At 61.1% G+C, this 22,842-nt stretch carries 21 protein-coding genes; 3 read left to right on the top strand and 18 right to left on the bottom strand.

Features of this window, described 5'->3' with window-relative positions; genetic code table 11:
• Positions 1–10: 10 nt before the first annotated feature.
• The 9 genes from GGD40_RS29360 to GGD40_RS29320 form a co-directional block, all read right to left on the bottom strand.
• Entirely contained in the window at positions 11–724 is a 714-nt protein-coding gene (locus tag GGD40_RS29360; RefSeq protein ID WP_179746013.1) for a phosphoribosylanthranilate isomerase, read from the bottom strand.
• On the bottom strand, positions 721–1,533 hold the full coding sequence (gene truA, locus GGD40_RS29355; protein ID WP_179746012.1) for a tRNA pseudouridine(38-40) synthase TruA: 813 nt from the start codon (positions 1,531–1,533) through the stop codon (positions 721–723). The genes GGD40_RS29360 and truA overlap by 4 nt, the downstream gene beginning before the upstream one ends.
• Positions 1,530–4,196 carry a FimV/HubP family polar landmark protein gene (locus GGD40_RS29350; protein ID WP_179746011.1) on the bottom strand — a complete coding sequence of 889 codons (2,667 nt, stop codon included), beginning with the start codon at positions 4,194–4,196 and terminating at the stop codon, positions 1,530–1,532. The genes truA and GGD40_RS29350 overlap by 4 nt, the downstream gene beginning before the upstream one ends.
• A gap of 139 nt (positions 4,197–4,335) precedes the next feature.
• Complete coding sequence (gene asd, locus GGD40_RS29345; RefSeq protein ID WP_027805102.1) at positions 4,336–5,457, bottom strand: aspartate-semialdehyde dehydrogenase; 1,122 nt, start codon at positions 5,455–5,457, stop codon at positions 4,336–4,338.
• 363 nt (positions 5,458–5,820) lie between these two features.
• Positions 5,821–6,888 carry a 3-isopropylmalate dehydrogenase gene (gene leuB / locus GGD40_RS29340; protein WP_179710958.1) on the bottom strand — a complete coding sequence of 356 codons (1,068 nt, stop codon included), beginning with the start codon at positions 6,886–6,888 and terminating at the stop codon, positions 5,821–5,823.
• A 43-nt stretch (positions 6,889–6,931) separates the two neighbouring features.
• The gene (leuD, locus tag GGD40_RS29335; RefSeq protein WP_035561007.1) at positions 6,932–7,585 is read right to left on the bottom strand and encodes a 3-isopropylmalate dehydratase small subunit; all 654 of its coding nucleotides are present in this window, start codon (positions 7,583–7,585) and stop codon (positions 6,932–6,934) included.
• A gap of 86 nt (positions 7,586–7,671) precedes the next feature.
• Positions 7,672–7,830: an entericidin A/B family lipoprotein gene (locus GGD40_RS29330; protein ID WP_028196115.1), complete on the bottom strand. Its 159-nt coding sequence runs from the start codon at positions 7,828–7,830 to the stop codon at positions 7,672–7,674.
• A 5-nt stretch (positions 7,831–7,835) separates the two neighbouring features.
• A complete protein-coding gene (gene leuC / locus GGD40_RS29325) occupies positions 7,836–9,245 on the bottom strand; it encodes a 3-isopropylmalate dehydratase large subunit (protein WP_179746010.1) in 1,410 nt (469 codons plus the stop codon).
• Positions 9,246–9,408: 163 nt separating this feature from the next.
• A complete protein-coding gene (locus GGD40_RS29320; RefSeq protein ID WP_179710960.1) occupies positions 9,409–10,143 on the bottom strand; it encodes a GntR family transcriptional regulator in 735 nt (244 codons plus the stop codon).
• A 174-nt stretch (positions 10,144–10,317) separates the two neighbouring features.
• Between GGD40_RS29320 and GGD40_RS29315 the strand changes: the two genes are divergently transcribed.
• A complete protein-coding gene (locus GGD40_RS29315; protein ID WP_179746009.1) occupies positions 10,318–11,271 on the top strand; it encodes a phytanoyl-CoA dioxygenase family protein in 954 nt (317 codons plus the stop codon).
• Between the two features lie 134 nt (positions 11,272–11,405).
• Here the strand turns inward: GGD40_RS29315 and GGD40_RS29310 are convergent, their stop codons facing one another.
• From GGD40_RS29310 to GGD40_RS29270, 9 genes are all read right to left on the bottom strand, one after another.
• The gene (locus tag GGD40_RS29310; protein WP_179746008.1) at positions 11,406–12,098 is read right to left on the bottom strand and encodes a hypothetical protein; all 693 of its coding nucleotides are present in this window, start codon (positions 12,096–12,098) and stop codon (positions 11,406–11,408) included.
• Positions 12,098–13,207, bottom strand: coding sequence for an enterotoxin A family protein (locus tag GGD40_RS29305; RefSeq protein ID WP_179746007.1), 1,110 nt, complete (start codon positions 13,205–13,207; stop codon positions 12,098–12,100). The genes GGD40_RS29310 and GGD40_RS29305 overlap by 1 nt, the downstream gene beginning before the upstream one ends.
• A gap of 921 nt (positions 13,208–14,128) precedes the next feature.
• Complete coding sequence (gene gltA / locus GGD40_RS29300) at positions 14,129–15,430, bottom strand: citrate synthase (protein ID WP_179710964.1); 1,302 nt, start codon at positions 15,428–15,430, stop codon at positions 14,129–14,131.
• A gap of 72 nt (positions 15,431–15,502) precedes the next feature.
• Positions 15,503–15,778: an FAD assembly factor SdhE gene (locus tag GGD40_RS29295; RefSeq protein WP_035564031.1), complete on the bottom strand. Its 276-nt coding sequence runs from the start codon at positions 15,776–15,778 to the stop codon at positions 15,503–15,505.
• A 4-nt stretch (positions 15,779–15,782) separates the two neighbouring features.
• Positions 15,783–16,487: a succinate dehydrogenase iron-sulfur subunit gene (locus GGD40_RS29290; RefSeq protein ID WP_035560990.1), complete on the bottom strand. Its 705-nt coding sequence runs from the start codon at positions 16,485–16,487 to the stop codon at positions 15,783–15,785.
• Between the two features lie 24 nt (positions 16,488–16,511).
• Complete coding sequence (gene sdhA, locus GGD40_RS29285; protein ID WP_035560987.1) at positions 16,512–18,287, bottom strand: succinate dehydrogenase flavoprotein subunit; 1,776 nt, start codon at positions 18,285–18,287, stop codon at positions 16,512–16,514.
• Between the two features lie 4 nt (positions 18,288–18,291).
• Positions 18,292–18,660: a succinate dehydrogenase, hydrophobic membrane anchor protein gene (gene sdhD / locus GGD40_RS29280; RefSeq protein ID WP_179710966.1), complete on the bottom strand. Its 369-nt coding sequence runs from the start codon at positions 18,658–18,660 to the stop codon at positions 18,292–18,294.
• A 4-nt stretch (positions 18,661–18,664) separates the two neighbouring features.
• A complete protein-coding gene (gene sdhC, locus GGD40_RS29275; protein ID WP_179746006.1) occupies positions 18,665–19,081 on the bottom strand; it encodes a succinate dehydrogenase, cytochrome b556 subunit in 417 nt (138 codons plus the stop codon).
• A 156-nt stretch (positions 19,082–19,237) separates the two neighbouring features.
• Complete coding sequence (locus GGD40_RS29270; RefSeq protein ID WP_179710967.1) at positions 19,238–20,038, bottom strand: GntR family transcriptional regulator; 801 nt, start codon at positions 20,036–20,038, stop codon at positions 19,238–19,240.
• Positions 20,039–20,542: 504 nt separating this feature from the next.
• Here GGD40_RS29270 and GGD40_RS29265 point away from each other — a divergent pair.
• Together GGD40_RS29265 and GGD40_RS29260 are read left to right on the top strand one after the other, a co-directional pair.
• Complete coding sequence (locus GGD40_RS29265) at positions 20,543–21,526, top strand: malate dehydrogenase (RefSeq protein ID WP_111932633.1); 984 nt, start codon at positions 20,543–20,545, stop codon at positions 21,524–21,526.
• A gap of 209 nt (positions 21,527–21,735) precedes the next feature.
• A complete protein-coding gene (locus GGD40_RS29260) occupies positions 21,736–22,752 on the top strand; it encodes an HpcH/HpaI aldolase/citrate lyase family protein (protein ID WP_179710968.1) in 1,017 nt (338 codons plus the stop codon).
• The last annotated feature ends 90 nt before the right edge of the window (positions 22,753–22,842 follow it).

Genomic DNA, 22,842 nt, shown 5'->3' with positions numbered 1-22,842 from the left:
GTGGCCGGAATCATTCGGCGTCCGCCGCGCGCACGGCGCGGACGAATGCCGCCATCCGGGCGTGATCTTTCACGCCCCGGGCGCCCGCGACTTCGATGCCGCTCGAGACATCGACCGCGTACGGGCGCACGCGATGGATCGCATCACTGACGTTTTGCGCGTTCAACCCACCACTCAAAACGGCCCGACGCGCGAGCTCTGCTGGAATAAGTGACCAATCGAAAACCTTCCCGCCGCCGCCATAGCCTTCGACATGAGTGTCGAACAGAAGGCCGCTGGCTGCTGAATAGTTAAGAGCCGATTTTACCAAATCAGCCGGTTGAGTATCGGCTGCAACTCGCAGCGCGCGCAACCAAGGCAAACCCGCAACCCCGGCGAGCGTTTCGGACTGCGCCGCGGTCTCGTCGCCGTGGAACTGCAGCAGCGTCAGGCCGACGTTGCTGACGACCTCGCGGATCCAGTCCGGCGTGGGGTTGACGAACAGACCCACGACCGACACGAACGGCGGCACGTCGTGCACCAGCTCGACCGCTTGCGCAATGCTCACCGAGCGCGGGCTCGGCGGATAAAACACGAGGCCGATCGCGTCGGCGCCGAGGTCGATCGCGTGGCTCACGTCTTCCGGTTTCGACAGGCCGCACAGCTTGATGCGAGTGCGATGCGGCGCGGCGGTTTGCTGCGCGCCGGCTTGGGCTTCGGTTGCGAGGTTTTCGGTGCTGTTCATGATTCCGTTTGCTCGGTCCATACGGTACTCCACGGCACGCTGCCGGTGTGCGGCGCGGGCACCGCGTACTGCTCAGGATAGCCCACCTGCGCCAGATACAAGCCGTCCGGCATGAAGGTCGGCGCGGCAACGTCGCGGTCGCGGCTTGCCAGCACCTCGGCCATCCATTCGGCCGGATGACGGCCACGGCCGATATATACGAGGCAACCCATCAGGTTACGCACCATGTGATGCAGGAACGCGTTGGCCCGGAAGCGGAAGTGGACGAAATCGCCCTGCTGCCGGATGTCGATCTGATACAGGTGCTTGACCGGTGTTTTCGCCTGACATTGCGACGAACGGAACGCCGAAAAATCGTGCTCGCCGATCAGATGCGCGGCGCCGGCACGCATGGCGTCGACGTCGAGCGGCGTGTGAACCCAGCCGACGCGCGCCGCCAGCATCGGCGAACGCACCGGATGGACGTAAAGCACGTAGTGATAGGTCCGTTCGAACGCGGCAAAACGTGCGTGAAACTCGTCCGGCATCGGCTTGGCCCACTGGACCGAGATCGTTTTCGGCAAGAACGCATTCGTGCCGCGCACCCATGAACTGTCCGTGCGGTCGAGTTCGGTGTCGAAATGCGCGACCTGGCCGAGCCCATGCACGCCCGTATCCGTGCGGCCCGCGACGGTAATACGCACGGGCGTCCGCGCGAATTCGCTCAATGCCCGTTCGAGCTCGTCCTGCACGGTATTGCCGTGCGGTTGCGACTGCCAGCCGCAAAACGCCGAACCGTCGTACTGAACCCCTAACGCAATCCGCTTCACGACAACGGCGCGAGCGTCGACAGCAACGCGCGGGCCTCGGTGCGCGTGGTGGGATCGTTCGCTTCGATCACTTCGTTGATCAGCGAGCGAGCACCGGACAGATCGCCGAGGTCGATGTACTCGGCGGCCAGATCGAGCTTGTTTCGCGCGATTCGGGTGAGATCCGCCGGCGTAAATGCCGGCAACGGCTGGGCCGGGCTCGGCGGCAACTCGAGGTCGAAGTCGAGCTTCAGCGCACCGAAGCCTGCGGCGCCCAAGCCGCCCATCGCGCCGAAACCCTTCGCGCCAAGGCCCGCGACGGCGGCATGCCCCGCGGTGCCGGCGGTGATTTCATCGGCGATATGCGGGACGTCGTCGGGGTCGTGCGGCGCGAGGGCTTGCTGCGCGGTCGTTTCCGGCGATGCAACCGGCTGCGTGGTCAATGACGCGGGAGCATGCAGGCCCTCGAACGGCGATTCGATCCGCGGCGGGAGCGGCATGTCGAGAGCGCTGAAGGCGTCGACGGCGTCGCGCGGGAATTCGGTCGGTGCGGTGAGGGTGTGCTGCGCTTGCGACAACGGTGTTGGTTCTGAGAAGGTTGATGCGCCGTCAGGCGTTGCGGCATGGGTCGGCTGATGCAGCTCGTAGGACGGTTGATAGGTCGCTTCGTCGTGTGCCGGATCCAGATGCGTCAGCGGCACGGGGGGCAACGTTGTGTCGGGGAGCGGATGCGCCGATGCGTCGGCGTAAGGCTGGCCGAATGGCGTCGGCGTATCGCGCGGCTCGGCGGGTTGCTGGGTGAAATCGATGGCCGGCGGCGGGACGTTCAGCGGGCTTTGGAGTTCGGCCGATGCCGTTTGCGAAGCGGCCGGTGCGCTCGGCGCGGGTTCGTCATCCCATTGCAGACGGTGGGCGGGCGGCTCGTGCTGGAAGGATTCGTCGACCGGTTCGAGTGGGGTCAGCGGCAAAGCTTCGGCGCCGAGTTCGGCTGCGGCGGCGAGGCTTGCGGCAGTGGTTGCGCTGGCGAAATGCTCGTGTTCTGCTGCCGCGTGTTCCGCTGCCGCGCGCTCGGCAGCGGCTTGTTCTGATGCTGCGCGTTCCGCCGCTGTGCGCTCTGATGCCTCGCGCTCTTCCGCTGCGACTTGTTCCGCTGCAGCACTCTCCGCGTCTGCCTGTTCCTTCGCCACGCGCTCCGACTCAGCGTGCTCCTCTGCTGTCCGTTCCGCGGCAGCACTTTCCGCTGCCTTGTGCTCCGCTTCGCGCGCCGCCGCCTGGCGAATCTCCGCCTCACGTTCCGCAGCCTCGCGTTCAGCCTGCTCGCGCGCAGCCGCCGCGCCTTCCGCCGCTTCATGTTCAGCGGCGGCCAATGCGGCCGCATGCGACACCGACACGTCGGCGCTATCGTCAGACGTATCTCGCACCGAAGCCTGCTCGCGTGCCGACGCAACGTCGTGCGGATCATTAGCTTGCGCCGACGCCACGGCGTCGCCATCCGCTGCGCTGACCTCGGCCGTCGCGTTCGCATCGCGCTTACGTCGACGCATGCGCAAAGCCGCCAGCAAGACCACCAGCGCTGCACCGACCGCCGCCGCAATGCTCAAGCCGACCTGCGAAATACCGCCGTCATTCGACACGGAGGTCACCGCGCCGCCATGCCCCGACGCAGCGGCCGTCGCCGACGACGCACCCACCGGCACCGCAGCGCCCGTCGAAGCGGCACGCGTCGCGGCCGGAGAGCCGCCGATGCCGTGCTTCTGCAATTCCATCAGCACGCGATTTTTCAACGCGAGCAGTTGCTGCAAGCTGGACACCTGCGCACGCGGCTGCGACGCCGCCTGCGCAGCCGTCGCCGCGCTACCGGCCGCAGACGCGGAGGCGCCCGCAGCGGACTCGCTAGCCGACGGCTGAATCGACCCCGACCACTCATGCGCGCCGCTGGCCGGCGATGCCGTCTGCGAGCCCGCCACGGGCGCGGACGCAACCGCGCCGCCTGCCGTCGTGGTGCCGCTACCCGGCGTCGCCGAGCCTGCCGTTGTGACCGCGCTGGCGGTCCCCGGCACGGCCGGCGTAGCCGGCGCCGCAGCGCGAGCCGCAGCACTGGCCGCGCTCGCCGCTGCGGCATTGACCTGCGCCACAGCGCTTGCCGCGCCAGTCGCAGCAGCCGCACCTGTCGCGGTGGTCGCAGCTATCGTCCCAACCGGCGCGGAAGCGGAAGCCGCCGAAGCCGAAGATGAAGCCGAAGCCGAAGCCCCCGAAACCGTAGCCGTAACCGCCGCCGCCGAAGCCGCCAACACCCCCGACGCATCCAGCGCCGGCACCGTCAGCACCGCCCCGAGGCGCATCCGGCTCGGATCGTGACTCATGAACGCGTTCGGGTTCGCATCGAACAACGCGCGGGACGCGCGTGCGAGCGTCGCCCGGTCGTGCGACTGCGTGACGGCGATCGCCACGTCGTTCAACGACTGGCCCGGCTTCACCGTGAATTGACCGCCGTTCGCATACGAAACGGACGCGGCATCCGGCGCGCTTGCGGCAGCGCCAGGCGCGGCGAGCGCGCTGCTCATGCCGACGCCAGCCAGCGCGAACGTGACTGCGGCTACTGCGGCCACAGCCGCCGTAGCCGACAAGCGGCCGTTGCCCTGATGAATGAACATAGCCCGAAGGGATGAGAGTCGAAGGTTCATCGGGACCCCTGGCGCGTCAGCGCGCAGCCCTTTTTTGCGGTTGGAAAGAGACAAGATAATCGGAGCACACAATGAAAAAAGCGCCGCGCAAGCGCGACGCTTCTTGAGTTTTCTACGCGTCGTGAGCGCGTAGTTTACTTTACTTGTCGAGCACAATGCGAAGCATGCGACGCAGCGGTTCCGCCGCGCCCCACAGCAACTGATCGCCGACCGTGAAAGCCGACAGATATTCGCCGCCCATGGCGAGCTTGCGCACGCGGCCGACCGGCACCGTCAGCGTACCCGTAACCACCGCCGGGGACAGATCGCGCATGGATGCTTCGCGTTCGTTCGGCACGACCTTGACCCAGTCGTTGCCCGACGCGAGGATGCTGTTCACTTCGTCCAGCGGCACGTCTTTGTTCAGCTTGATGGTCAACGCCTGCGAATGGCAGCGCATTGCACCGATCCGCACGCACAGCCCGTCTACCGGGATCGAACCCGGCGTGCCCATGGCCGGCTTGCCGAGAATCTTGTTGGTTTCGGCGCCGCCCTTCCACTCTTCTTTCGACATACCGTTGCCGAGATCCTTGTCGATCCACGGAATCAGCGAACCGGCGAGCGGCACGCCGAAGTTGTCGGTCGGCATGCGATCGCTGTTCATGGCCGACAACACGCGACGGTCGATATCCAGAATCGCCGACGACGGATCCGCCAGGTCCTCTTTCGCGGCACCGTACAGCGTGCCCATTTGCTGCAGCAGTTCGCGCATGTTTTGCGCGCCCGCGCCCGAAGCGGCCTGATACGTCATGGCCGTCATCCAGTCGACGAGGTTTTCGCGGAACAGGCCGCCCAGCGCCATCAGCATCAGGCTGACCGTGCAGTTGCCGCCGATGAAATTCTTCTGGCCTTTAACCAGCGCGTTCTTGATCACGTCGAGGTTGACCGGATCGAGAATGATGACCGCGTCGTCCTTCATGCGCAGCGACGAAGCCGCGTCGATCCAGTAGCCGTTCCAACCTGCCGCGCGCAGCTTCGGGAACACTTCGTTCGTGTAGTCGCCGCCCTGGCACGAGATGATCGCTTCGCACTTCTTCAGGTCTTCGATGCTTGTCGCATCTTTGAGCTTGGTCTCGTTTTTGGCGAACGACGGCGCGTTGCCGCCCGCGTTGCTGGTGCTGAAAAACACCGGTTCGATCAAGTCGAAATCGCCTTCCTGTTGCATACGTTGCATCAGGACGCTGCCGACCATACCGCGCCAACCTACGAGACCTACGTTCATGACTTCATACCCTTCGAATGGAAACTTCCCCGCATCTTTGCCCGCAGTGACCGCGCGGGGAAGATGGGCGGGCACGACGGACGATCAGCGTTTCGTGATCGTTTTCGGGGTAATCGTTTTGGTGACTGCTTTGGTGGTAATGGCGAGCTTAACCACACGGGCCGTTGTGCCGTGCAATTTTGAAATCGAGGAGATTTGAGCTGCTTGTGCCATCGCTACAATATACACGAAAACCTGAATCTGGCGACGCTAAAGTCCGTCGCTATCGTCCGTATTACGCGCGAATCGGCCTGTTTCAAGGCCGATTCGCGCTTTAAAGGCCGCGTTTGAACGCGCCTGGTCTCTGCTTGAACCGCAGCCGCTTTACAGCGCCGCGACCACCGCGTCGCCCATCGCGACCGTGCCGATCTGCTTGCATCCCGGCGTCAGAATGTCGCCCGTGCGATAGCCCTGTTCGAGCACCTTCTTCACCGCGGTTTCGATGCGATCCGCCTGCTCCGCCTTGTTCAGCGAATAGCGCAGCATCATCGCGGCCGACAGGATGGTCGCCAGCGGATTGGCCACGCCCTTGCCGGCGATGTCCGGCGCGGAACCGTGCGACGGCTCGTACAAGCCCTTGTTGCTCTTGTCGAGCGAAGCCGACGGCAACATGCCGATCGAGCCCGTGAGCATGGCTGCTTCGTCGGACAGAATGTCCCCGAACATGTTGCCGGTGACGACCACGTCGAACGCCTTCGGCGCCTTCACGAGTTGCATGGCTGCGTTGTCGACATACATGTGCGACAGTTCGACGTCCGCATATTCCTTCGAGACGTCGATCATCACGTCACGCCAGAATTGAGACGTTTCCAGCACGTTCGCCTTGTCCACGCTCGTCAGCTTTTTCTGACGCTTTTGCGCGGCCTGAAACGCGACGTGCGCAATGCGGCGCACTTCGGGTTCCGAATAACGCATGGTGTCGAAGCCTTCCTTCGCGCCTTCGAACAAACCATCCGGCGACGAACGTACGCCGCGCGGCGCGCCGAAATAGATGTCGCCGTTCAGCTCGCGCACGATCAGGATGTCGAGGCCCGACACGATCTCTTCCTTCAACGACGAAGCGCCGGTGAGTTGCGGATAGCAGATCGCCGGACGGAAGTTCGCGAACAGCTGCAGGTGCTTGCGCAGGCCCAGAATGGCCTGCTCCGGACGCAGCGCGCGTTCGAGGCTGTCGTACTTCCAGTCGCCAACCGCGCCGAACAGAATCGCATCGGCTTCTTTCGCCAGCGCCAGCGTCGACTCGGGCAGCGGGTGGCCCTTCGCTTCGTAGCCCGCACCGCCAACCGGCGCTTCTTCGAGCTCGAACTTTTCGCCGAGTACGTTCAGGACCTTGACGGCCTCCTTGACGATTTCGGGACCGATGCCGTCGCCCGGCAAGACTGCGATCTTCATGCGAATTCCTTGAGGTTTGCTTCGAGAAAGTGGAACGCGTTCGTTAGCCGACGATGCGGTGATTCAGCCACGGCTGCTTGGTCAGGCGTTCCGCTTCGAACTGGCGAATCTTGTCCGCGTGACGCAGCGTGAGGCCGATATCGTCGAACCCGTTCAGCAGACAGTACTTGCGGAAACCGGCGACTTCGAACGGATACGCGGCGCCGCCGTCCGACGTGCGCACGACTTGCGCCTCGAGGTCGACGGTCAGCTCGAAACCGTTGAACGCGTAGGTCTCGTTGAACAGATGATCGACTTCCTGCTCCGTGAGCACGATCGGCAGCACGCCGTTCTTGAAGCAGTTGTTATAGAAAATATCGGCGAAGCTCGGCGCGATGATCGCGCGGAAGCCATATTGCTGCAGCGCCCACGGCGCATGCTCACGCGAGCTGCCGCAGCCGAAATTCTTACGCGCCAGCAGCACCGACGCGCCTTGATAACGCGCCTGGTTCAGCACGAAATCCGGATTCAGCGGACGCTTCGAATTGTCCTGGCCCGGTTCGCCGTGATCGAGGTAACGCCATTCGTCGAACGCGTTCGGGCCGAAACCCGTGCGCTTGATCGACTTCAGGAATTGCTTCGGAATGATCGCGTCCGTGTCGACGTTCTCGCGATCGAGCGGCGCCACGACGCCGGTGTGTACGATGAATTTATCCATGACGCTTGCGCCTGTTTCAAAAGCGGGCAATGCGCGCGGCGGCTGGAATGCCGCTCGCCGCAAAGCCGGCAACAATCAAAAACCGCTCATTTATCAGCGTGATTGCTGATCGAATTGCCGAGGTGTGACATGTCCTCGCCGAATCCGTGCACCGTGTTGCAGCCGGCCAGACCGAGCAATAGCCCAGCCAGGGTACCGAGCGCGAAACGGCGCAATAGAGTGGTGCGATTCATGTTCTTCATCATGCGGTTTATCCAAGCTTGCGAATATCGACGAAATGCCCTTCGATGGCCGCAGCCGCAGCCATCGCGGGGCTGACCAGGTGGGTACGGCCACCGGCGCCCTGACGACCTTCAAAATTACGATTCGACGTGGACGCGCAACGCTCGCCCGGCTCCAGCCGGTCGGCGTTCATCGCGAGACACATCGAGCAACCGGGTTCACGCCATTCGAAACCAGCATCGGTAAAGACCTTGTCGAGGCCTTCGCGTTCCGCTTGCGCCTTCACCAGACCCGAACCCGGCACGACCATGGCGAGGCGGATGTTCGGTGCGACGCGGCGGCCGAGCTTCTTGACGACGTAAGCCGCGGCGCGAATGTCTTCAATGCGCGCGTTGGTGCACGACCCGATGAAGATTTTATCCGGCTTGATCGACTCGATCGGCGCGTTCGGTTCGAGCGCCATGTATTTCAACGCACGTTCCATCGCGTCGCGCTTGACCGGATCTTTTTCGCGTTCCGGGTCCGGCACGCGACCGTCCACGGCCGTGACCATTTCCGGCGACGTGCCCCAGGTGACCTGCGGCACGATCTCGGCGGCGTTCAGCTCGACCACGCGGTCGAATTGCGCGCCGTCGTCCGTCTTGAACTGCTTCCAGTATTCGACCGCGTGATCCCATTCCACGCCTTCCGGCGAGAACGGACGGCCTTTCAGGTACTCGACCGTGGTGTTATCTACCGCGACCATGCCGGCGCGCGCACCGGCTTCGATCGCCATGTTGCAGACCGTCATGCGGCCTTCCATGGACAGCGCGCGAATCGTCGAACCGCCGAACTCGATCGCGTAACCGGTGCCGCCCGCGGTGCCGATCTTGCCGATGATCGCCAGCACGATGTCTTTCGCGGTGCAGCCGCGCGGCAGCGGACCCTCGACCTTCACCAGCATGTTCTTGCTCTTTTTCTGCAAGAGCGTTTGCGTGGCCAGCACGTGCTCGACTTCGGACGTGCCGATGCCGTGCGCGAGCGCGCCGAACGCGCCGTGCGTGGACGTGTGCGAGTCGCCGCAGACGATCGTCATGCCCGGCAGCGTAGCGCCCTGCTCCGGCCCGATGATGTGCACGATGCCTTGACGCAGGTCGTTCATCTTGAACTGCGTGATGCCGTAGGCGTCGCAGTTCGTATCCAGCGTGTCGACCTGCAGCTTCGAAACCGGATCGGCAATGCCGTGGCTACGGTCGGTGGTGGGCACGTTGTGGTCGGAGACCGCCAGATTCGCGCTGATGCGCCACACCGGACGCTTAGCCAGCTTCAGGCCTTCGAATGCTTGCGGGCTGGTCACTTCGTGCAGCAGATGACGGTCGATATAGAGAATCGTCGTACCGTCTTCTTCCGTGTGGATCACGTGCGTGTTCCACAATTTGTCGTAGAGAGTCTGTGCCATGGTGTATGCGGGATAGTAATGACTGCGGGCTGACTGTGTCGGTCGATTATGCCACGCAGCGTCCCGCTTTGGGCCGCACATCCCCGGAGAAAACCGATAAAAAACAGGGAGTTGGGTGGTAGTGACGATACCTGTATCTGGGCCACCCGGCAACGCTTGCCGCTTAACGACGCAGCTCGATGACGAAATCGTAGTAGTCGTTGATACACCAGGTTTGGGTGCTTTCAACGGGGACGTCGTTGTGCGTGAAGCCGAGTCGGGACACCAGCAACAACGGCTCGCCGACGGGAACGTCCAATTGCATCGCCAGCTCGGCGTCGGCTACCGTCGCGCGAAAGTGCTGAAGCGCTCTCAGCACAGGCTTGTCGATCCGGTCGAGATACGCATACAGCGATTCGCCGATACGTTCAGCGGCGGGCAGGACACTGGCCGGCAGCACCGAACTATCCCGCGAGATCACCATGTCGTCGGCCTTTCTGAGCCGTGTCACGACGATCACCTCGTCACCGTCGCCCAAAGCGAGAGCGGTGCGCTCCGCATCCGTCGCCAGGCGCCGCGCCGATGCGATCAGCTCGCTGACGGGCGTGAGTCCATGCGGGCGAACCATTTCGCTGAAGTTATCCAGCCGGGAAAGCCGCTGTTCGAACTTCGGCGCGATGAACGTTCCCGCTCCCCGCGTGCGGCGTATGGCGCCTTGATCGTCCAGCACCTGCATCGCATTGCGCGCCGTCACGCGCGAGATGCCCAAGGTCTCGACCAGGGTTCGCTCGGACGGCAACGCTTCACCCGCCAGCCACTGCCCGCTCTCGATCGCGGACGTCAGTTTGCGCGCGAGCTGAACGTACAGCGGCGTCGCGTCGGCCTCGTCGAGTTGAAGCAATCGGAGTCGTCGGTCCATTGGTTGTTCTCGCCCAAATAACGCGACGATAGTACCACTCCAATTTGTTTGATCCGGTGCGCGGTGTAAACCCTGAAATCCCTTTTCAGGCTTGACGTATGACAGTTGATCGGCCAGGATTAAACGTATTTAAGTGGTATTAAATTGACCGTTTGTCCAGCGAGGAACCCACGTATGAAGGATCTCTACACAACCGAAGCTGGCGCCGATGCGCTCGGCAACAGCAAGCGCGGCGCTGCGCATACGCCGCTGGCCGGCATCGTCAAGCGTCTGCCGCTGCGCGTGCTGAGCACGGACGACTTCCGCTTCTGGCAACACCACGGTTATCTGGTCGTCAAGTCCGTCATTTCTCCGGAACAGGCCGAGCGCACGGCCCGGTTTCTCTGGGAATTCCAGGAACTCGATCCCACCGATCCGGCCGGCTGGTTCGCGCCGCAGCGCCGCTCGATCGAGATGGCGGAGCTCAACAACAGCGGCATGGTCGAGGCCTACAACAATCAACGCTTGTGGGACAACCGGACAGCGCAGCGCATGTACGACCTGTTCGTCGATATCTGGGACAACGAGAAGCTGTGGGTCAGCATCGACCGCGCCAATCTGAATCCGCCGAACCGGCACGGCCGTGAATTTCAAGGCTTCATGCATTGGGACGTCGACTCGTCGATCGTTCCCCGGCCGGTCGGCGTCCAGGGCGTGCTCGCGTTGTCGAAGACAGATTCGGAAGTGGGTGGATTTCAGTGCGTGCCGGAACTGTTTTACAGCTTCGACGAGTGGCTAAAAACGCAGCCGGCGGATCGCGACCGGTTCAAGCCGGACATGACAGAACTCGAGGCGACCCAAGTCAATATGGAACCCGGCGACATGCTCGTTTTCAACAGCCTGCTGGCTCATGGCATTCGACCCAATCTGTCTCACGACCGGGCCAGGCTTGCACAATACATCTCGATGAGCCCCGCCGAAGAAGACAACGAGACGTTGCGACAATGGCGCGTCCACTGCTGGCGCGAGCGCGAGGTTCCGCAGGGCTACGCGTTTCCGGGCGATCCGCGCGGCTGGGAGAAAGCGCGTTACCCGCGCGCCGAACTATCGGCGCGCGGGCAAAAACTTCTCGGCCTGGAGCAGTGGTGAATGCGGCGATACGTCGGGATTCGCAGCGCGAGGCGGGCGCTGCGCGTTGCGAATCTCGACGATCGACGATCGACGCAACGCACGCTGAAGGCGGTTTCCGTGACCGACCGTCTATCCGCATGCGCAAGACGCCACTAGTGTGCGGGGGCAACGGCTTTACAGACGGCCATTGTCAATGTCGATGAGTCCCACGACTTGGTGGAGCATAGCTTCGTCGTTTCGTTATAACCTCGTCTTGTCACCGAAGCTGAATGCGCGAGCCGCGCGCTCGATCCCGGCGGCAGTTCGCCGTAACACACCTTCGGGTCGCGTTGAAAGTCCGACTCGGTTGCCAGTTCGAAGCCGGCTGGACAGGTTTCTCCGGTTTTCACCAAGGTCATGGTCGAGAGAAATCTATTATCTTCGCCGACACCGTTGTTGCAGAACGTGTACGCCGGCTTTTGCGGCAGTTGCGCCTTCCATACGGCGCAACTCGCCGCGCCAAACCAACCGTCGGCCAAACCGATTTGAGTGACACCGATCGACGAATGAAAGAGCATCGAACATAACTTCGTTCTATTTGCCATAGCCTGTTTAACGTTGACCGGCGCATAGCGTCCCCAGCACACCGATCCCTCAGGCGACTCGGACGAAACGACGATTTCAGGTGTGGTGCGTGAGATTTTTTTGCACAAGGAGGTCTCGGTTTGACGATTTCCTTTTGCAATGAGGCATGGAACATGTTCACTTCCCGATACGATATGTCGACCGGCCAGCCTGGCCACACTATGTAAATCCAGTTGCGTGAAACAGATGCTCGCATTTGTTTCCAGATCTTCCGCCGTCACTAACTCATATCCTGCGGGACACCCGGGTATGGAACTATTCGTTTCGAATATATAGTTAGTCCGTGGTTGACATATTGCACCGTCCGCACGCTGATATCCAGCGCTCCTACCATCGTACAGCTCGAATCATCGAGCTTAGACAAGTAACCGCCGCGAACGCGGAGTTTGTCGCCCACGTTCATACGGTGACATAATGGCAATTTGTATATTTCCACAATGCTTTCCGGCACTTCTTCTTCGCTGTGATCGCAGGAGGCAGGACCTGAATCGTTTAACCTGATAATCAAAGATTCGTAAAAAATTTCGTCCTGATTCGAACTGCGCTCTCCCTCGAGACATGGGCCACCGCATGCTTTTGAACTTAAATCCGCCAAATATCCGGAATAATATTTATAATCCATGGCGCCATTTTCAAAGGGAATACATTCGCCTGCCGCGAGTCTCTGCGTCGATTTCCGGTTCGGCGACGACGATCCCGCGCAGTTAGTGAATGCCCTCCACGGCATTTCGTTCCATGCTGGATGCCCCACAGGAAATTGCGCAAGCGCAGGTTGAGACGCGGCGGGTGGCAATGTGAACGCAATATGGTTCGGATTGTATTGAGGGTTAGGCGTTATTGGCGTAGTGGGCGGTTCTGCCGCGGAGCGCCAACCCACCACTTGATACCAATGTATCCGGCCCATTGCCGCCCATTCATGTTCCTCCCGGGTAACGGGCTCCAGGTATCTTCCCAAGCTGGCGTTGACGTCGATGAAATTGGCGGTCGGCCGGATCGTATAGACATAACCGCTTCGGAAACCGCCTCCGGATTCCCACAACCAGTGGTACGCCCACATGAAGTCAGTCGTCGTGGCAACGTAGCCCGAGTAGTCGTTCTGCGGTCCGGCATGGCCGATTGCATGATTGAAGAGACTTAGGTCGACAATTGTACCGGGGCGTGACGCATCCACACCCCTGGCAACGAATCCCCCTGCGCGCCTTACATCACTCGGCGCGCGCGTGTCCGCCCGGTAGACGAATTCGGGCATTTGCACGGGCTGCGCAACGACATTCCCCGTTCCCGCAGTCAATATCGAAAAAACGATTATCGTAATCGACAATAATCTCATACGTCCTCCTTTCGAATCACCGGCGGTCTAGTTCGGGTACAGTATTCCTTCTGTATTCAATAAAATATACGTCTCGGCAACCCGCTCGCCCGGCTCCAGCACGTATTGGCCAATTCCTATAGGAATGCCAGTTGTTATCGGATCAAAAAACCGTAGCGCGAGCGCATCTTCGCGACTGCAAACGGAATAAACCGTTGATATATTTGAATTAAGCGGATTCGTAGTCCCGAGATAAGTGTACTGTGTCGTTATGTTGTAAACACGGCCCAAAGAGACATTTGATAAATTATCGGCAGATGACGTTTTATGAAGAAGACATCGTCCATCGCTTGTTGAAATCATCAAATAAAAAGCCGAATCTGCATTGCTTTTGTCTTGCAGATAAATAACGTAGTTGTAAACATAGGGCCTGGACTCCTCAAACCGGAAACGAGGCTGCAACTGCACGGTCTGCGTTGAAACTGGAGACGTAATCCAGGTGCTACCGTCAAAATACGAAAGGTTGTATCGCTGGGAAAAAAGCGGTGTGAACTCAATCCTAGTTGAAAGATCCGGTCCGGTTGCGATAGCTTTCTGCACGGGCGCAATAGAAACAAGTGCCAATAAAAGCGCACGCGCCGCCGCTACCCATTTAATCGACTTATTGATATTATCAGCACCTCCCCGGTGAAGAGTTGATAGCTGAACATTATTGAGCGTTCGCCCACTTTCACGTGACCTGTCGATGACATTTTCATCATGTCAACGGGTTCTTTCTGTCCGGAGACTGTGCGGTCGGCCGTCTCAATGAAAGCGTCGATCGACGGAAAACGACCTGAGACATGACGACGCGGGTCTCTCAAAGGCACGCGTCATTTTCGAGCGCACAAACAAAAAAGCCCCGGCAATTGCCGGGGCTTCGATCCTGCTAAAACCAGTCGATCAACGTTGCGTGATCGGCTTGGCTTCGCGTTCCGTATCGCCAACAAACAGTTGACGCGGACGGCCAATCTTCTGTTCCGGATCGGCGATCATTTCGTTCCACTGCGCAATCCAGCCCACCGTACGCGCCATCGCGAAGATACACGTGAACATGGACGTCGGGATGCCCAACGCGCGTTGCACGATGCCCGAGTAGAAGTCGACGTTCGGGTACAGCTTGCGCGACACGAAGTATTCGTCTTCCAGCGCGATCTTTTCCAGCGCCATGGCCAGCTTGAACAGCGGGTCGTCGTGCAGGCCCAGCTCTTCCAGCACTTCGTGGCAGGTTTCGCGCATCAGCTTCGCACGCGGATCGTAATTCTTGTACACGCGGTGACCGAAACCCATCAGCTTCACGCCCGAGTTCTTGTCCTTCACCTGCTTGATGAACTCAGGAATGTTGTCGACCGAGCCGATTTCTTCCAGCATGTTCAGCGCGGCTTCGTTCGCACCACCGTGCGCCGGGCCCCACAGACAGGCGATACCGGCCGCGATACACGCGAACGGATTCGCGCCCGACGAACCGGCGAGGCGCACGGTCGACGTGGATGCATTCTGTTCGTGATCCGCGTGCAGGATCAGGATACGGTCGAGCGCGCGCACCAGCACGTCGTTGACCTTGTACTCTTCGCACGGGTTCGAGAACATCATGTGCATGAAGTTCGCGCTGTACGACAGGTCGTTCTTCGGGTACGCAAACGGCTGGCCGATGCTGTACTTGTACGCCATCGCGACCAGCGTCGGCAGCTTCGCGATCATGCGAATGGCCGACACTTCACGGTGACGCGGATTGTTGATGTCGAGCGAGTCGTGATAGAACGCCGACAGCGCGCCGACGGCCGCCACCAGAATCGCCATCGGGTGAGCGTCGCGACGGAAGCCACGGAAGAAGAAGTGCATTTGCTCGTGCACCATCGTGTGCTTCGTGACGGTGTTCACGAACTCTTCTTTCTGCTGTGCATTCGGCAGTTCGCCTTTCAGCAGCAGATAGCAGGTTTCGAGGAAGTCCGCGTTTTGCGCGAGGTTGTCGATCGGGTAGCCGCGATACAGCAGCTCGCCCTTGTCGCCGTCGATGTAGGTGATCGCCGAATTGCAAGCCGCCGTCGACATAAAGCCCGGGTCGTACGTGAACTTGCCGGTCTGGCCGTACAGTTTGCGGATGTCGATCACGTCCGGGCCGAGAGTGCCCTTGTAAATCGGCATTTCAACGCTCGGCGAATTGTCGCTGAACGATAGCGTGGCTTTAACATCTGACGGGGTCATAGCACATCCTCAATCGAAGTATGGAAACAGGGTTTCGATAATTGCACGCCTGGAACAACGGACTAGCGGCGCTCAAGCGTTGCGCAGCAGCTCCAGCACCCGGATCACATCCGGGTCCGCGAGGTCGCCTTCCGGTTCCTTGCGAGCCAGCAGCAAGTCCATCAGGTCGTTATCGCTCAGCTCGAGCAGGCGCGTAAGAGCGCCCACGTCGGCATCGCTGAGGTCATGCTCATATCGGCCGAAAAAACGCTCAAAGATCAGATCGTTTTCCAGCAGGCCGCGCCGCGCGCGCCAGCGAAGGCGCGCGCGGCGAAGAGGGTCGGACTGATGCGGTGTTTCTGGGTTCATCATCCTAGACAGCGCGACGCACCATCAATTCCTTGATCTTGCCAATCGCCTTGGTCGGGTTCAGGCCCTTCGGGCAAACGTCGACGCAATTCATGATCGTATGGCAACGGAACAGACGGTACGGGTCTTCCAGGTTGTCGAGGCGCTCACCGGTCGCTTCGTCGCGGCTGTCCGCGATGAAACGATAGGCTTGCAACAGGCCAGCCGGACCGACGAACTTATCCGGATTCCACCAGAAGCTCGGGCAAGACGTCGAGCAGCTAGCGCACAGAATACATTCGTACAGACCGTCGAGCTCGTCGCGCTCTTCCGGCGACTGCAGACGTTCCTTTTCCGGCGGCGGCGTGTCGTTGATCAGGTACGGCTTGATCGAGTGGTACTGGTTGAAGAACTGCGTGAAGTCGCAGATCAGGTCGCGCACCACCGGCAGACCCGGCAGCGGACGCAGCACGATCTTTTGCGGCAGATCGTTCAGGTTCGTCAAGCACGCCAGACCGTTCTTGCCGTTAATGTTCATTGCGTCCGAACCGCACACGCCTTCGCGGCACGAACGGCGGAACGACAACGTTTCGTCGACTTCCTTCAGCTTGAGGAGCGCGTCGAGCAGCATGCGTTCGTGCGAGTCGATTTCGATCTCGTACGATTGCATGCGCGGCGCTGCGTCCTTGTCCGGGTCGTAACGATAAATTTCAAATGTACGCTTTGCCATTTCTGAATTCCTTTAGCTTGTGCCTTAGAAGGTCCGCGCTTTCGGCGGAACCGATTCGACCGTCAGCGGTTGCATGTGAACCGGCTTGTAGTCGAGGCGATCGCCTTCGCTGAACCACAGCGTATGGCGCAGCCAGTTTTCGTCGTCGCGATGTTCGAAGTCGTTCTGCGCGTGCGCGCCACGGCTTTCTTTGCGAGCGTCGGCGGAAACCATCGTGGCGCGTGCCACTTCGATCAGGTTCGCCACTTCCAGCGCTTCGATACGCGCCGTGTTGAACACCTTCGACTTGTCCTTCAGATGGATGTTGTCGACGCGTTCAGCCACTTCGCGAATGCGCTCCACGCCTTCCGACAGCAGAGCCGACGTACGGAACACGCCAGCGTGCTTCTGCATCGTGCCGCGAATGTCGTTCGCGACCGATTGCGCGTACTCACCCGACGACGAGCTGTCCAGCTTAGCCAGACGCGACAGCGCGAAATCGGCAGCGTCGGCCGGCAGCGGCTTGTGCTCCTTGATTTCCTTCACGTGCTTGACGATGTGGTTGCCGGCCGCGCGGCCGAACACCACCAGGTCGAGCAGCGAGTTCGTGCCGAGACGGTTCGCACCGTGCACCGACACGCACGAGCATTCGCCCACGGCGTAGAAACCGTTGACCGGATCTTCCGCGCCCTTCGACGTACCCACGACCTGGCCGTGAATATTCGTAGGAATGCCACCCATCTGATAGTGGATGGTCGGCACGACCGGGATCGGCTCTTTAATACAATCGACGTTCGCGAACTTCATTGCGATTTCGCGGATCGACGGCAGACGCTTCATGATCGTCTCGGCGCCGATGTGCGACAGGTCGAGCAGCACGTGGTCCTTGTTCGGACCCACGCCGCGGCCTTCCTTGATTTCCTGGTCCATTGAACGCGACACGAAGTCACGCGGCGCCAGATCCTTCAAAGTAGGCGCGTAGCGTTCCATGAAACGCTCGCCGTTCGAGTTACGCAGAATGCCGCCTTCGCCGCGCACGCCTTCGGTAATCAGCACGCCCGCGCCGGCCACGCCGGTCGGGTGGAATTGCCAGAATTCCATGTCTTGCAGTGCGATGCCCGAACGCGCGGCCATGCCCAGGCCGTCACCGGTGTTGATGAACGCGTTGGTCGATGCCGCGAAGATCCGGCCCGCGCCGCCCGTAGCGAACAGCGTGGTCTTGCCTTCGAGAATGTAGACGTCGCCGGTTTCCATTTCCAGCGCGGTCACGCCGAGCACGTCGCCTTCGGCGTCGCGGATCAGATCCAGCGCCATCCATTCGACGAAGAACTGCGTCTTGGCTTCGACGTTCTTCTGATACAGCGTGTGCAGCAGCGCGTGACCGGTACGGTCGGCGGCCGCGCAAGCGCGTTGCACCGGCTTTTCGCCGTAGTTCGCGGTATGGCCGCCGAACGGGCGTTGGTAAATCGTGCCGTCGGCGTTACGGTCGAACGGCATGCCGAAGTGTTCGAGTTCGTAGACAGCGTTCGGTGCTTCGCGGCACATGAACTCGATCGCGTCCTGGTCGCCGAGCCAGTCGGAACCCTTGATCGTGTCGTAGAAGTGGTAGTGCCAGTTGTCTTCGCTCATGTTGCCGAGCGAAGCGCCGATGCCGCCTTGAGCAGCCACCGTGTGCGAACGCGTCGGGAACACTTTGGACAGCACGCAAACCGACAGACCGGCGCGCGCGAGTTGCAGCGAAGCGCGCATTCCCGAGCCGCCTGCGCCGACGATAACCACGTCGAAACGACGACGCGGCAGAGAATTCTTGATTGCAGCCATTCTTTTACACTCTCCAGAGAATCTGCGCAGCGTAGCCCGCACACGCGAGCAGCCAGACGATCGTCAGCGCTTGAAGCAGCAGGCGCGTGCCAACGGGCTTCACATAGTCCATCCAGATGTCCCGGATACCGACCCACGCGTGATAGAACAGCGAGAGCAGCGTGACAAACGTGGCGAGCTTCATCCATTGCGTCGCGAAGATCGACGCCCAGCCGTCGTACGAGAAATCGTGCGCGCCAAAGAACCAGCCGAGCAGGATGACCGTGTAGACCGCCATGATGGCGGCGGTGATGCGTTGCGCGAGCCAGTCGCGCAGACCGTAATGCGCGCCGACGACGAGACGCTTCGGACCAATTCGGTTATTACTTGCCATTTTTTTAGAATGCTCCGAAGAGTTTGAGCGCGAAGACAATCGTCAGAAGCGACGAAACGACCAGTACGACGATGGAGGTTTGCTTGCCCTTCTCTTTGGTCGTGAGGCCGTGGCTCGTGTCCATGATCAGGTGACGCACACCCGCGCAGAAGTGGAACAGGAAGGCCCACGCGAGAACGAGCGTGATGAGCTTGACGACGATGTTGGAGAGGAAGCCCTTGAAGACATCGAAACTGAGTTCGGACGTCAGGCTCTGATCAAAGAGGTACAGCAGGAACGGAAGAAAAACAAAAAGCAGACCACCGCTCAAGCGGTGCAAGATCGACACTCGCCCCGCTAGCGGGAGACGGTATGCCGTCAAAATCTGCCCGATACCGATGTTCCGGAATTCCGGCCTCGGTTTTTTTACGGCTTCAGCCATGCTAGACCCCTACTATGTAGTCACACTAATCCGCAATTTTAGCGCCTTTTTATATCGCGCTGCAGCGAAAACCACGACAGGTCCGTTACAGCACACGCGATAAAGACGCCTTCAAACAGGCGCGGGTGTGGGACGCCGCGCCTTTTTCCAGCCTGTTCAGCTTAGATCGTTCTGATAGTAATACCCGGTTGTGACATACCAACCACGGCGCACCTCAACCGGCCGGTCACCATATGTATAGGACACGCGCTCGACCGATAACAGCGGAAAACCTGCCGGCACACTCAGCAGATCCGCCACGGCGGGCTCCGCCGCCACCGCACGGATCTTCTCCGTGGCGCGGATCATGCGCGTGCCGAATTCCGTCTCGAACATCGCGTAGAGGGGACCTTTATACTCCGACAGCCGTTCGAGCGTGAGGCCGCGAAACACCGCACCGGGCAGCCAGATTTCGTCGAGCACGGTGACTTCGCCGTCGAACTGCAGCAGGCGCTTGATCAATACCACCGGATCGGCGGGCTTGAGATCGAGTTGCCGCGCGATGTCCGCCGAAGCGCGCAAGCGCCGGCATTCCAGCAGGCGGCTGACGTGCGGATGCTCCGCGCCGTCATCGGCCAGTAATCTGAGGAAGCGAAACTGGGCGCGGTCTTCGTTGTGCGTTGCAACAAACGTGCCCTTGCCCTGGCGGCGGACCAGCAGGTTGTCCGCGGCGAGTTCGTCGATCGCTTTGCGCACCGTGCCCTGACTGACCTTGTATCTGGCCGCCAATTCGACTTCACTAGGAATGATCTCGCCCGGCTTCCATTCGCCGCTTTCGAGACTCTGCGTAATCAAGCCCTTGATCTGCTGATACAAGGGGCTGAAAGTCGGCGACGTGGCGGGAACGACAGCGGGTACACCTTCGCCCGCGGCCGCCTGGCCGCTCGGATTCGTTGTGTTCGCCGGGTTCGAATTCATGCGCGCATTTCATCATAAAGGCCTAGGCCGCGTCTAGGGTTTTCCCCGCAACAGATATGTCTTATATAAGACATAAGATAATGTTGACTTTGTGTCTGACGACTCCTACACTCCTTGTCGAGCAAGGGTTTGCGGGTTTTTCGGAGGCTGCTGAAGGCAGCGCCGCGACGCACCGGCAGCCACTCTGCACCATGCTGTTCCCTCGCAGTTCAGGTTTCGATCCGCCCGCCATTCGTTGGTCAGACGCTTGCCGAAACGCGCTGTTTGCAGGAGCCCGCACCGTGCAGCGGCTACTCGGCGCCTCGTTATTCCGCTCCCCCGCTCGGTGTTACAGAGTCAGGTTTCCGGCATGGCGGTCTTGTCGCAGCGCGCCACCCGGCCTCGTCACGATTACGAGGTCGTCCGCGAACAGTGAATTCCGCCGTGTTTCACAACGCTTCGCTGAACGCACATATAGAATGGCGTTTTCCCTAGCGTCTAACGCATCGTCCTGGAGATTTCTCAATGGCTAAGCCCGCAAAGCGCGTTGCCGTCACCGGCGCCGCAGGTCAAATCGCTTACTCCCTGCTGTTCCGCATCGCCAATGGCGACCTGCTCGGCAAGGACCAACCGGTTGTCCTGCAACTGCTCGACCTGCCGCAAGCGCAAGGCGCCGTCAAAGGCGTCGTGATGGAACTGGATGATTGCGCATTCCCGCTGCTGTCGGGCGTCGTGATCACGGACGACCCGAAGGTCGCATTCAAGGATGCCGACGTGGCCCTGCTGGTCGGCGCCCGCCCGCGTTCGAAAGGCATGGAGCGTAAAGACCTGCTGTCGGCCAACGCTGAAATCTTCACGGTTCAGGGCAAGGCGCTGAACGAAGTCGCGAGCCGCGACGTGAAGGTGCTGGTGGTCGGCAACCCGGCCAACACGAACGCCTACATCGCAATGAAGTCGGCGCCGGATCTGCCGAAGAAGAACTTCACCGCCATGCTGCGCCTGGACCACAACCGTGCACTGTCGCAACTGGCCGCCAAGTCGGGCAAGCCGGTCGCGTCGATCGAAAAGCTGGCCGTGTGGGGCAATCACTCGCCGACCATGTACCCGGACTTCCGCGTTGCAACGGCAGAAGGTCAAGACCTGACCAAGTTGATCAACGACGAAGAATGGAACCGCAACACGTTCATCCCGACCGTCGGCAAGCGCGGCGCGGCGATCATCGAAGCGCGCGGCCTGTCGTCGGCAGCGTCGGCGGCTAACGCTGCGATCGACCACGTGCGTGACTGGGTGCTCGGCACGAACGGCAAGTGGGTCACCATGGGTATCCCGTCGGACGGTTCGTACGGCATTCCGGAAGACATCATCTACGGTGTGCCGGTTACGTGCGAAAACGGCGAATACAAGCGTGTGGAAGGCCTGGAAATCGACGCGTTCTCGCGCGAGAAGATGGACGGCACGCTGAACGAACTGCTGGAAGAGCGCGAAGGCGTTCAACACCTGCTCGGCTAAGCGCCCATGCAGATGAGCCGGAACTCCTCCGTAGTATCACCGCGGCGGGTTCCGGTTTTTTACGTGCGAATGATGATGCCGACACGGCGGTTCGCACCTGATTCGAACGCGTTTTGCGCTGCTGCTTCACGGCATGACAAGCCGCACAGCCCGCAGAGCGCGTCCGAATCAGCCTTCTCTCAACATTTCCCACGCTCCTGACGCCGAAGATGCGCGCCCTCACACCCGCCGAAGTGCTGTTTGACGGCGAAGTGCCGCCCGCTGTGCTGCCTGCCTGCGATCACTACGCCGGCAGCGAAAAGCTGATGCTGAAATCGCTCGCGTTGCAGCAGCAACTCGGGCCGGTGTTCGACATCACGCTCGACTGCGAAGACGGCGCTCAGGTGGGCCGCGAGGCGGAACACGCGGAGCTCGTCGCGTCGCTGCTGGGCAGTGAGCATGACCGCTTCGGCCGCGTCGGCGTGCGGATTCACGACTTCGATCACGCGCACTGGCGCGACGACGTCCGTCTCATTCTGCGGGCCGCGAAGCGAGCGCCTGCTTACATCACGCTGCCCAAGATTCGCCACGTCGCCGACGCCGCCGAAATGGTCGCGTACATCGAGGCGATGCGCCGCGAGCTGGGCATCGCGCAACCGGTGCCGGTGCAACTGCTGGTCGAGACGCACGGCGCGCTCACGCGCGTGTTCGATCTGGCCGCGCTGCCGGGCGTCGAAGCCCTGAGCTTCGGCCTGATGGACTTCGTCTCCGCGCACAACGGCGCGATTCCCGATACCGCAATGCGCTCGCCCGGTCAGTTCGATCATCCGCTAGTGCGGCGCGCCAAGCTGGAAATCTCGGCCGCGTGTCACGCTTACGGCAAGGTGCCGTCGCATAACGTCAGCACGGAAGTGCGCGACATGAGCGTCGTGGCGAACGACGCCGCGCGCGCTCGCAACGAATTCGGCTACACGCGCATGTGGAGCATCCATCCGGCGCAGATCGAGGCGATCGTCGCCGCGTTCGCCCCGCGCGACGAAGAAATCGCCACGGCCACCGAGATCCTGCTCGCCGCACAGTCCGCCCAGTGGGGACCGACGCGCCATCACGACACGCTGCACGATCGCGCCAGCTATCGCTACTACTGGTCGGTGCTGCGCCGTGCGCGAGCCACGGGCCGCGCGATCGCGCAAGACGCCGCGCCGCTCTTCACGGAAGTGGGCGCTAACGGGCACGCCGCATCATGAGCTTGGCGCCGCCCCGCCATGCCGCCGGCCTCGCGTCGCTGAACAGCGCTGGCACGCGCCGCCTCCGGGCAATCGGCTCGCAAGATCAGA

Origin of the sequence: Paraburkholderia bryophila (assembly GCF_013409255.1) — a bacterium.
Taxonomy (GTDB): Bacteria; Pseudomonadota; Gammaproteobacteria; order Burkholderiales; family Burkholderiaceae; genus Paraburkholderia.
This window is presented reverse-complemented; position numbering and strand designations above follow the sequence as displayed.

Bases quoted from the DNA above. Each gene is read 5' to 3' on its own strand.
- GGD40_RS29305 (WP_179746007.1), bottom strand. From the start codon at position 13,207: ATGAGATTATTGTCGATTACGATAATCGTTTTTTCGATATTGACTGCG.
- GGD40_RS29290 (WP_035560990.1), bottom strand. From the start codon at position 16,487: ATGGCAAAGCGTACATTTGAAATTTATCGTTACGACCCGGACAAGGAC.
- asd (WP_027805102.1), bottom strand. From the start codon at position 5,457: ATGAACGTAGGTCTCGTAGGTTGGCGCGGTATGGTCGGCAGCGTCCTG.
- leuD (WP_035561007.1), bottom strand. From the start codon at position 7,585: ATGGATAAATTCATCGTACACACCGGCGTCGTGGCGCCGCTCGATCGC.
- GGD40_RS29350 (WP_179746011.1), bottom strand. From the start codon at position 4,196: ATGAACCTTCGACTCTCATCCCTTCGGGCTATGTTCATTCATCAGGGC.
- gltA (WP_179710964.1), bottom strand. From the start codon at position 15,430: ATGACCCCGTCAGATGTTAAAGCCACGCTATCGTTCAGCGACAATTCG.
- GGD40_RS29265 (WP_111932633.1), top strand. From the start codon at position 20,543: ATGGCTAAGCCCGCAAAGCGCGTTGCCGTCACCGGCGCCGCAGGTCAA.
- GGD40_RS29315 (WP_179746009.1), top strand. From the start codon at position 10,318: ATGAAGGATCTCTACACAACCGAAGCTGGCGCCGATGCGCTCGGCAAC.
- leuC (WP_179746010.1), bottom strand. From the start codon at position 9,245: ATGGCACAGACTCTCTACGACAAATTGTGGAACACGCACGTGATCCAC.
- GGD40_RS29270 (WP_179710967.1), bottom strand. From the start codon at position 20,038: ATGAATTCGAACCCGGCGAACACAACGAATCCGAGCGGCCAGGCGGCC.
- sdhA (WP_035560987.1), bottom strand. From the start codon at position 18,287: ATGGCTGCAATCAAGAATTCTCTGCCGCGTCGTCGTTTCGACGTGGTT.
- GGD40_RS29330 (WP_028196115.1), bottom strand. From the start codon at position 7,830: ATGATGAAGAACATGAATCGCACCACTCTATTGCGCCGTTTCGCGCTC.
- GGD40_RS29320 (WP_179710960.1), bottom strand. From the start codon at position 10,143: ATGGACCGACGACTCCGATTGCTTCAACTCGACGAGGCCGACGCGACG.
- GGD40_RS29295 (WP_035564031.1), bottom strand. From the start codon at position 15,778: ATGAACCCAGAAACACCGCATCAGTCCGACCCTCTTCGCCGCGCGCGC.
- GGD40_RS29360 (WP_179746013.1), bottom strand. From the start codon at position 724: ATGAACAGCACCGAAAACCTCGCAACCGAAGCCCAAGCCGGCGCGCAG.
- sdhC (WP_179746006.1), bottom strand. From the start codon at position 19,081: ATGGCTGAAGCCGTAAAAAAACCGAGGCCGGAATTCCGGAACATCGGT.
- GGD40_RS29260 (WP_179710968.1), top strand. From the start codon at position 21,736: ATGCGCGCCCTCACACCCGCCGAAGTGCTGTTTGACGGCGAAGTGCCG.
- leuB (WP_179710958.1), bottom strand. From the start codon at position 6,888: ATGAAGATCGCAGTCTTGCCGGGCGACGGCATCGGTCCCGAAATCGTC.
- sdhD (WP_179710966.1), bottom strand. From the start codon at position 18,660: ATGGCAAGTAATAACCGAATTGGTCCGAAGCGTCTCGTCGTCGGCGCG.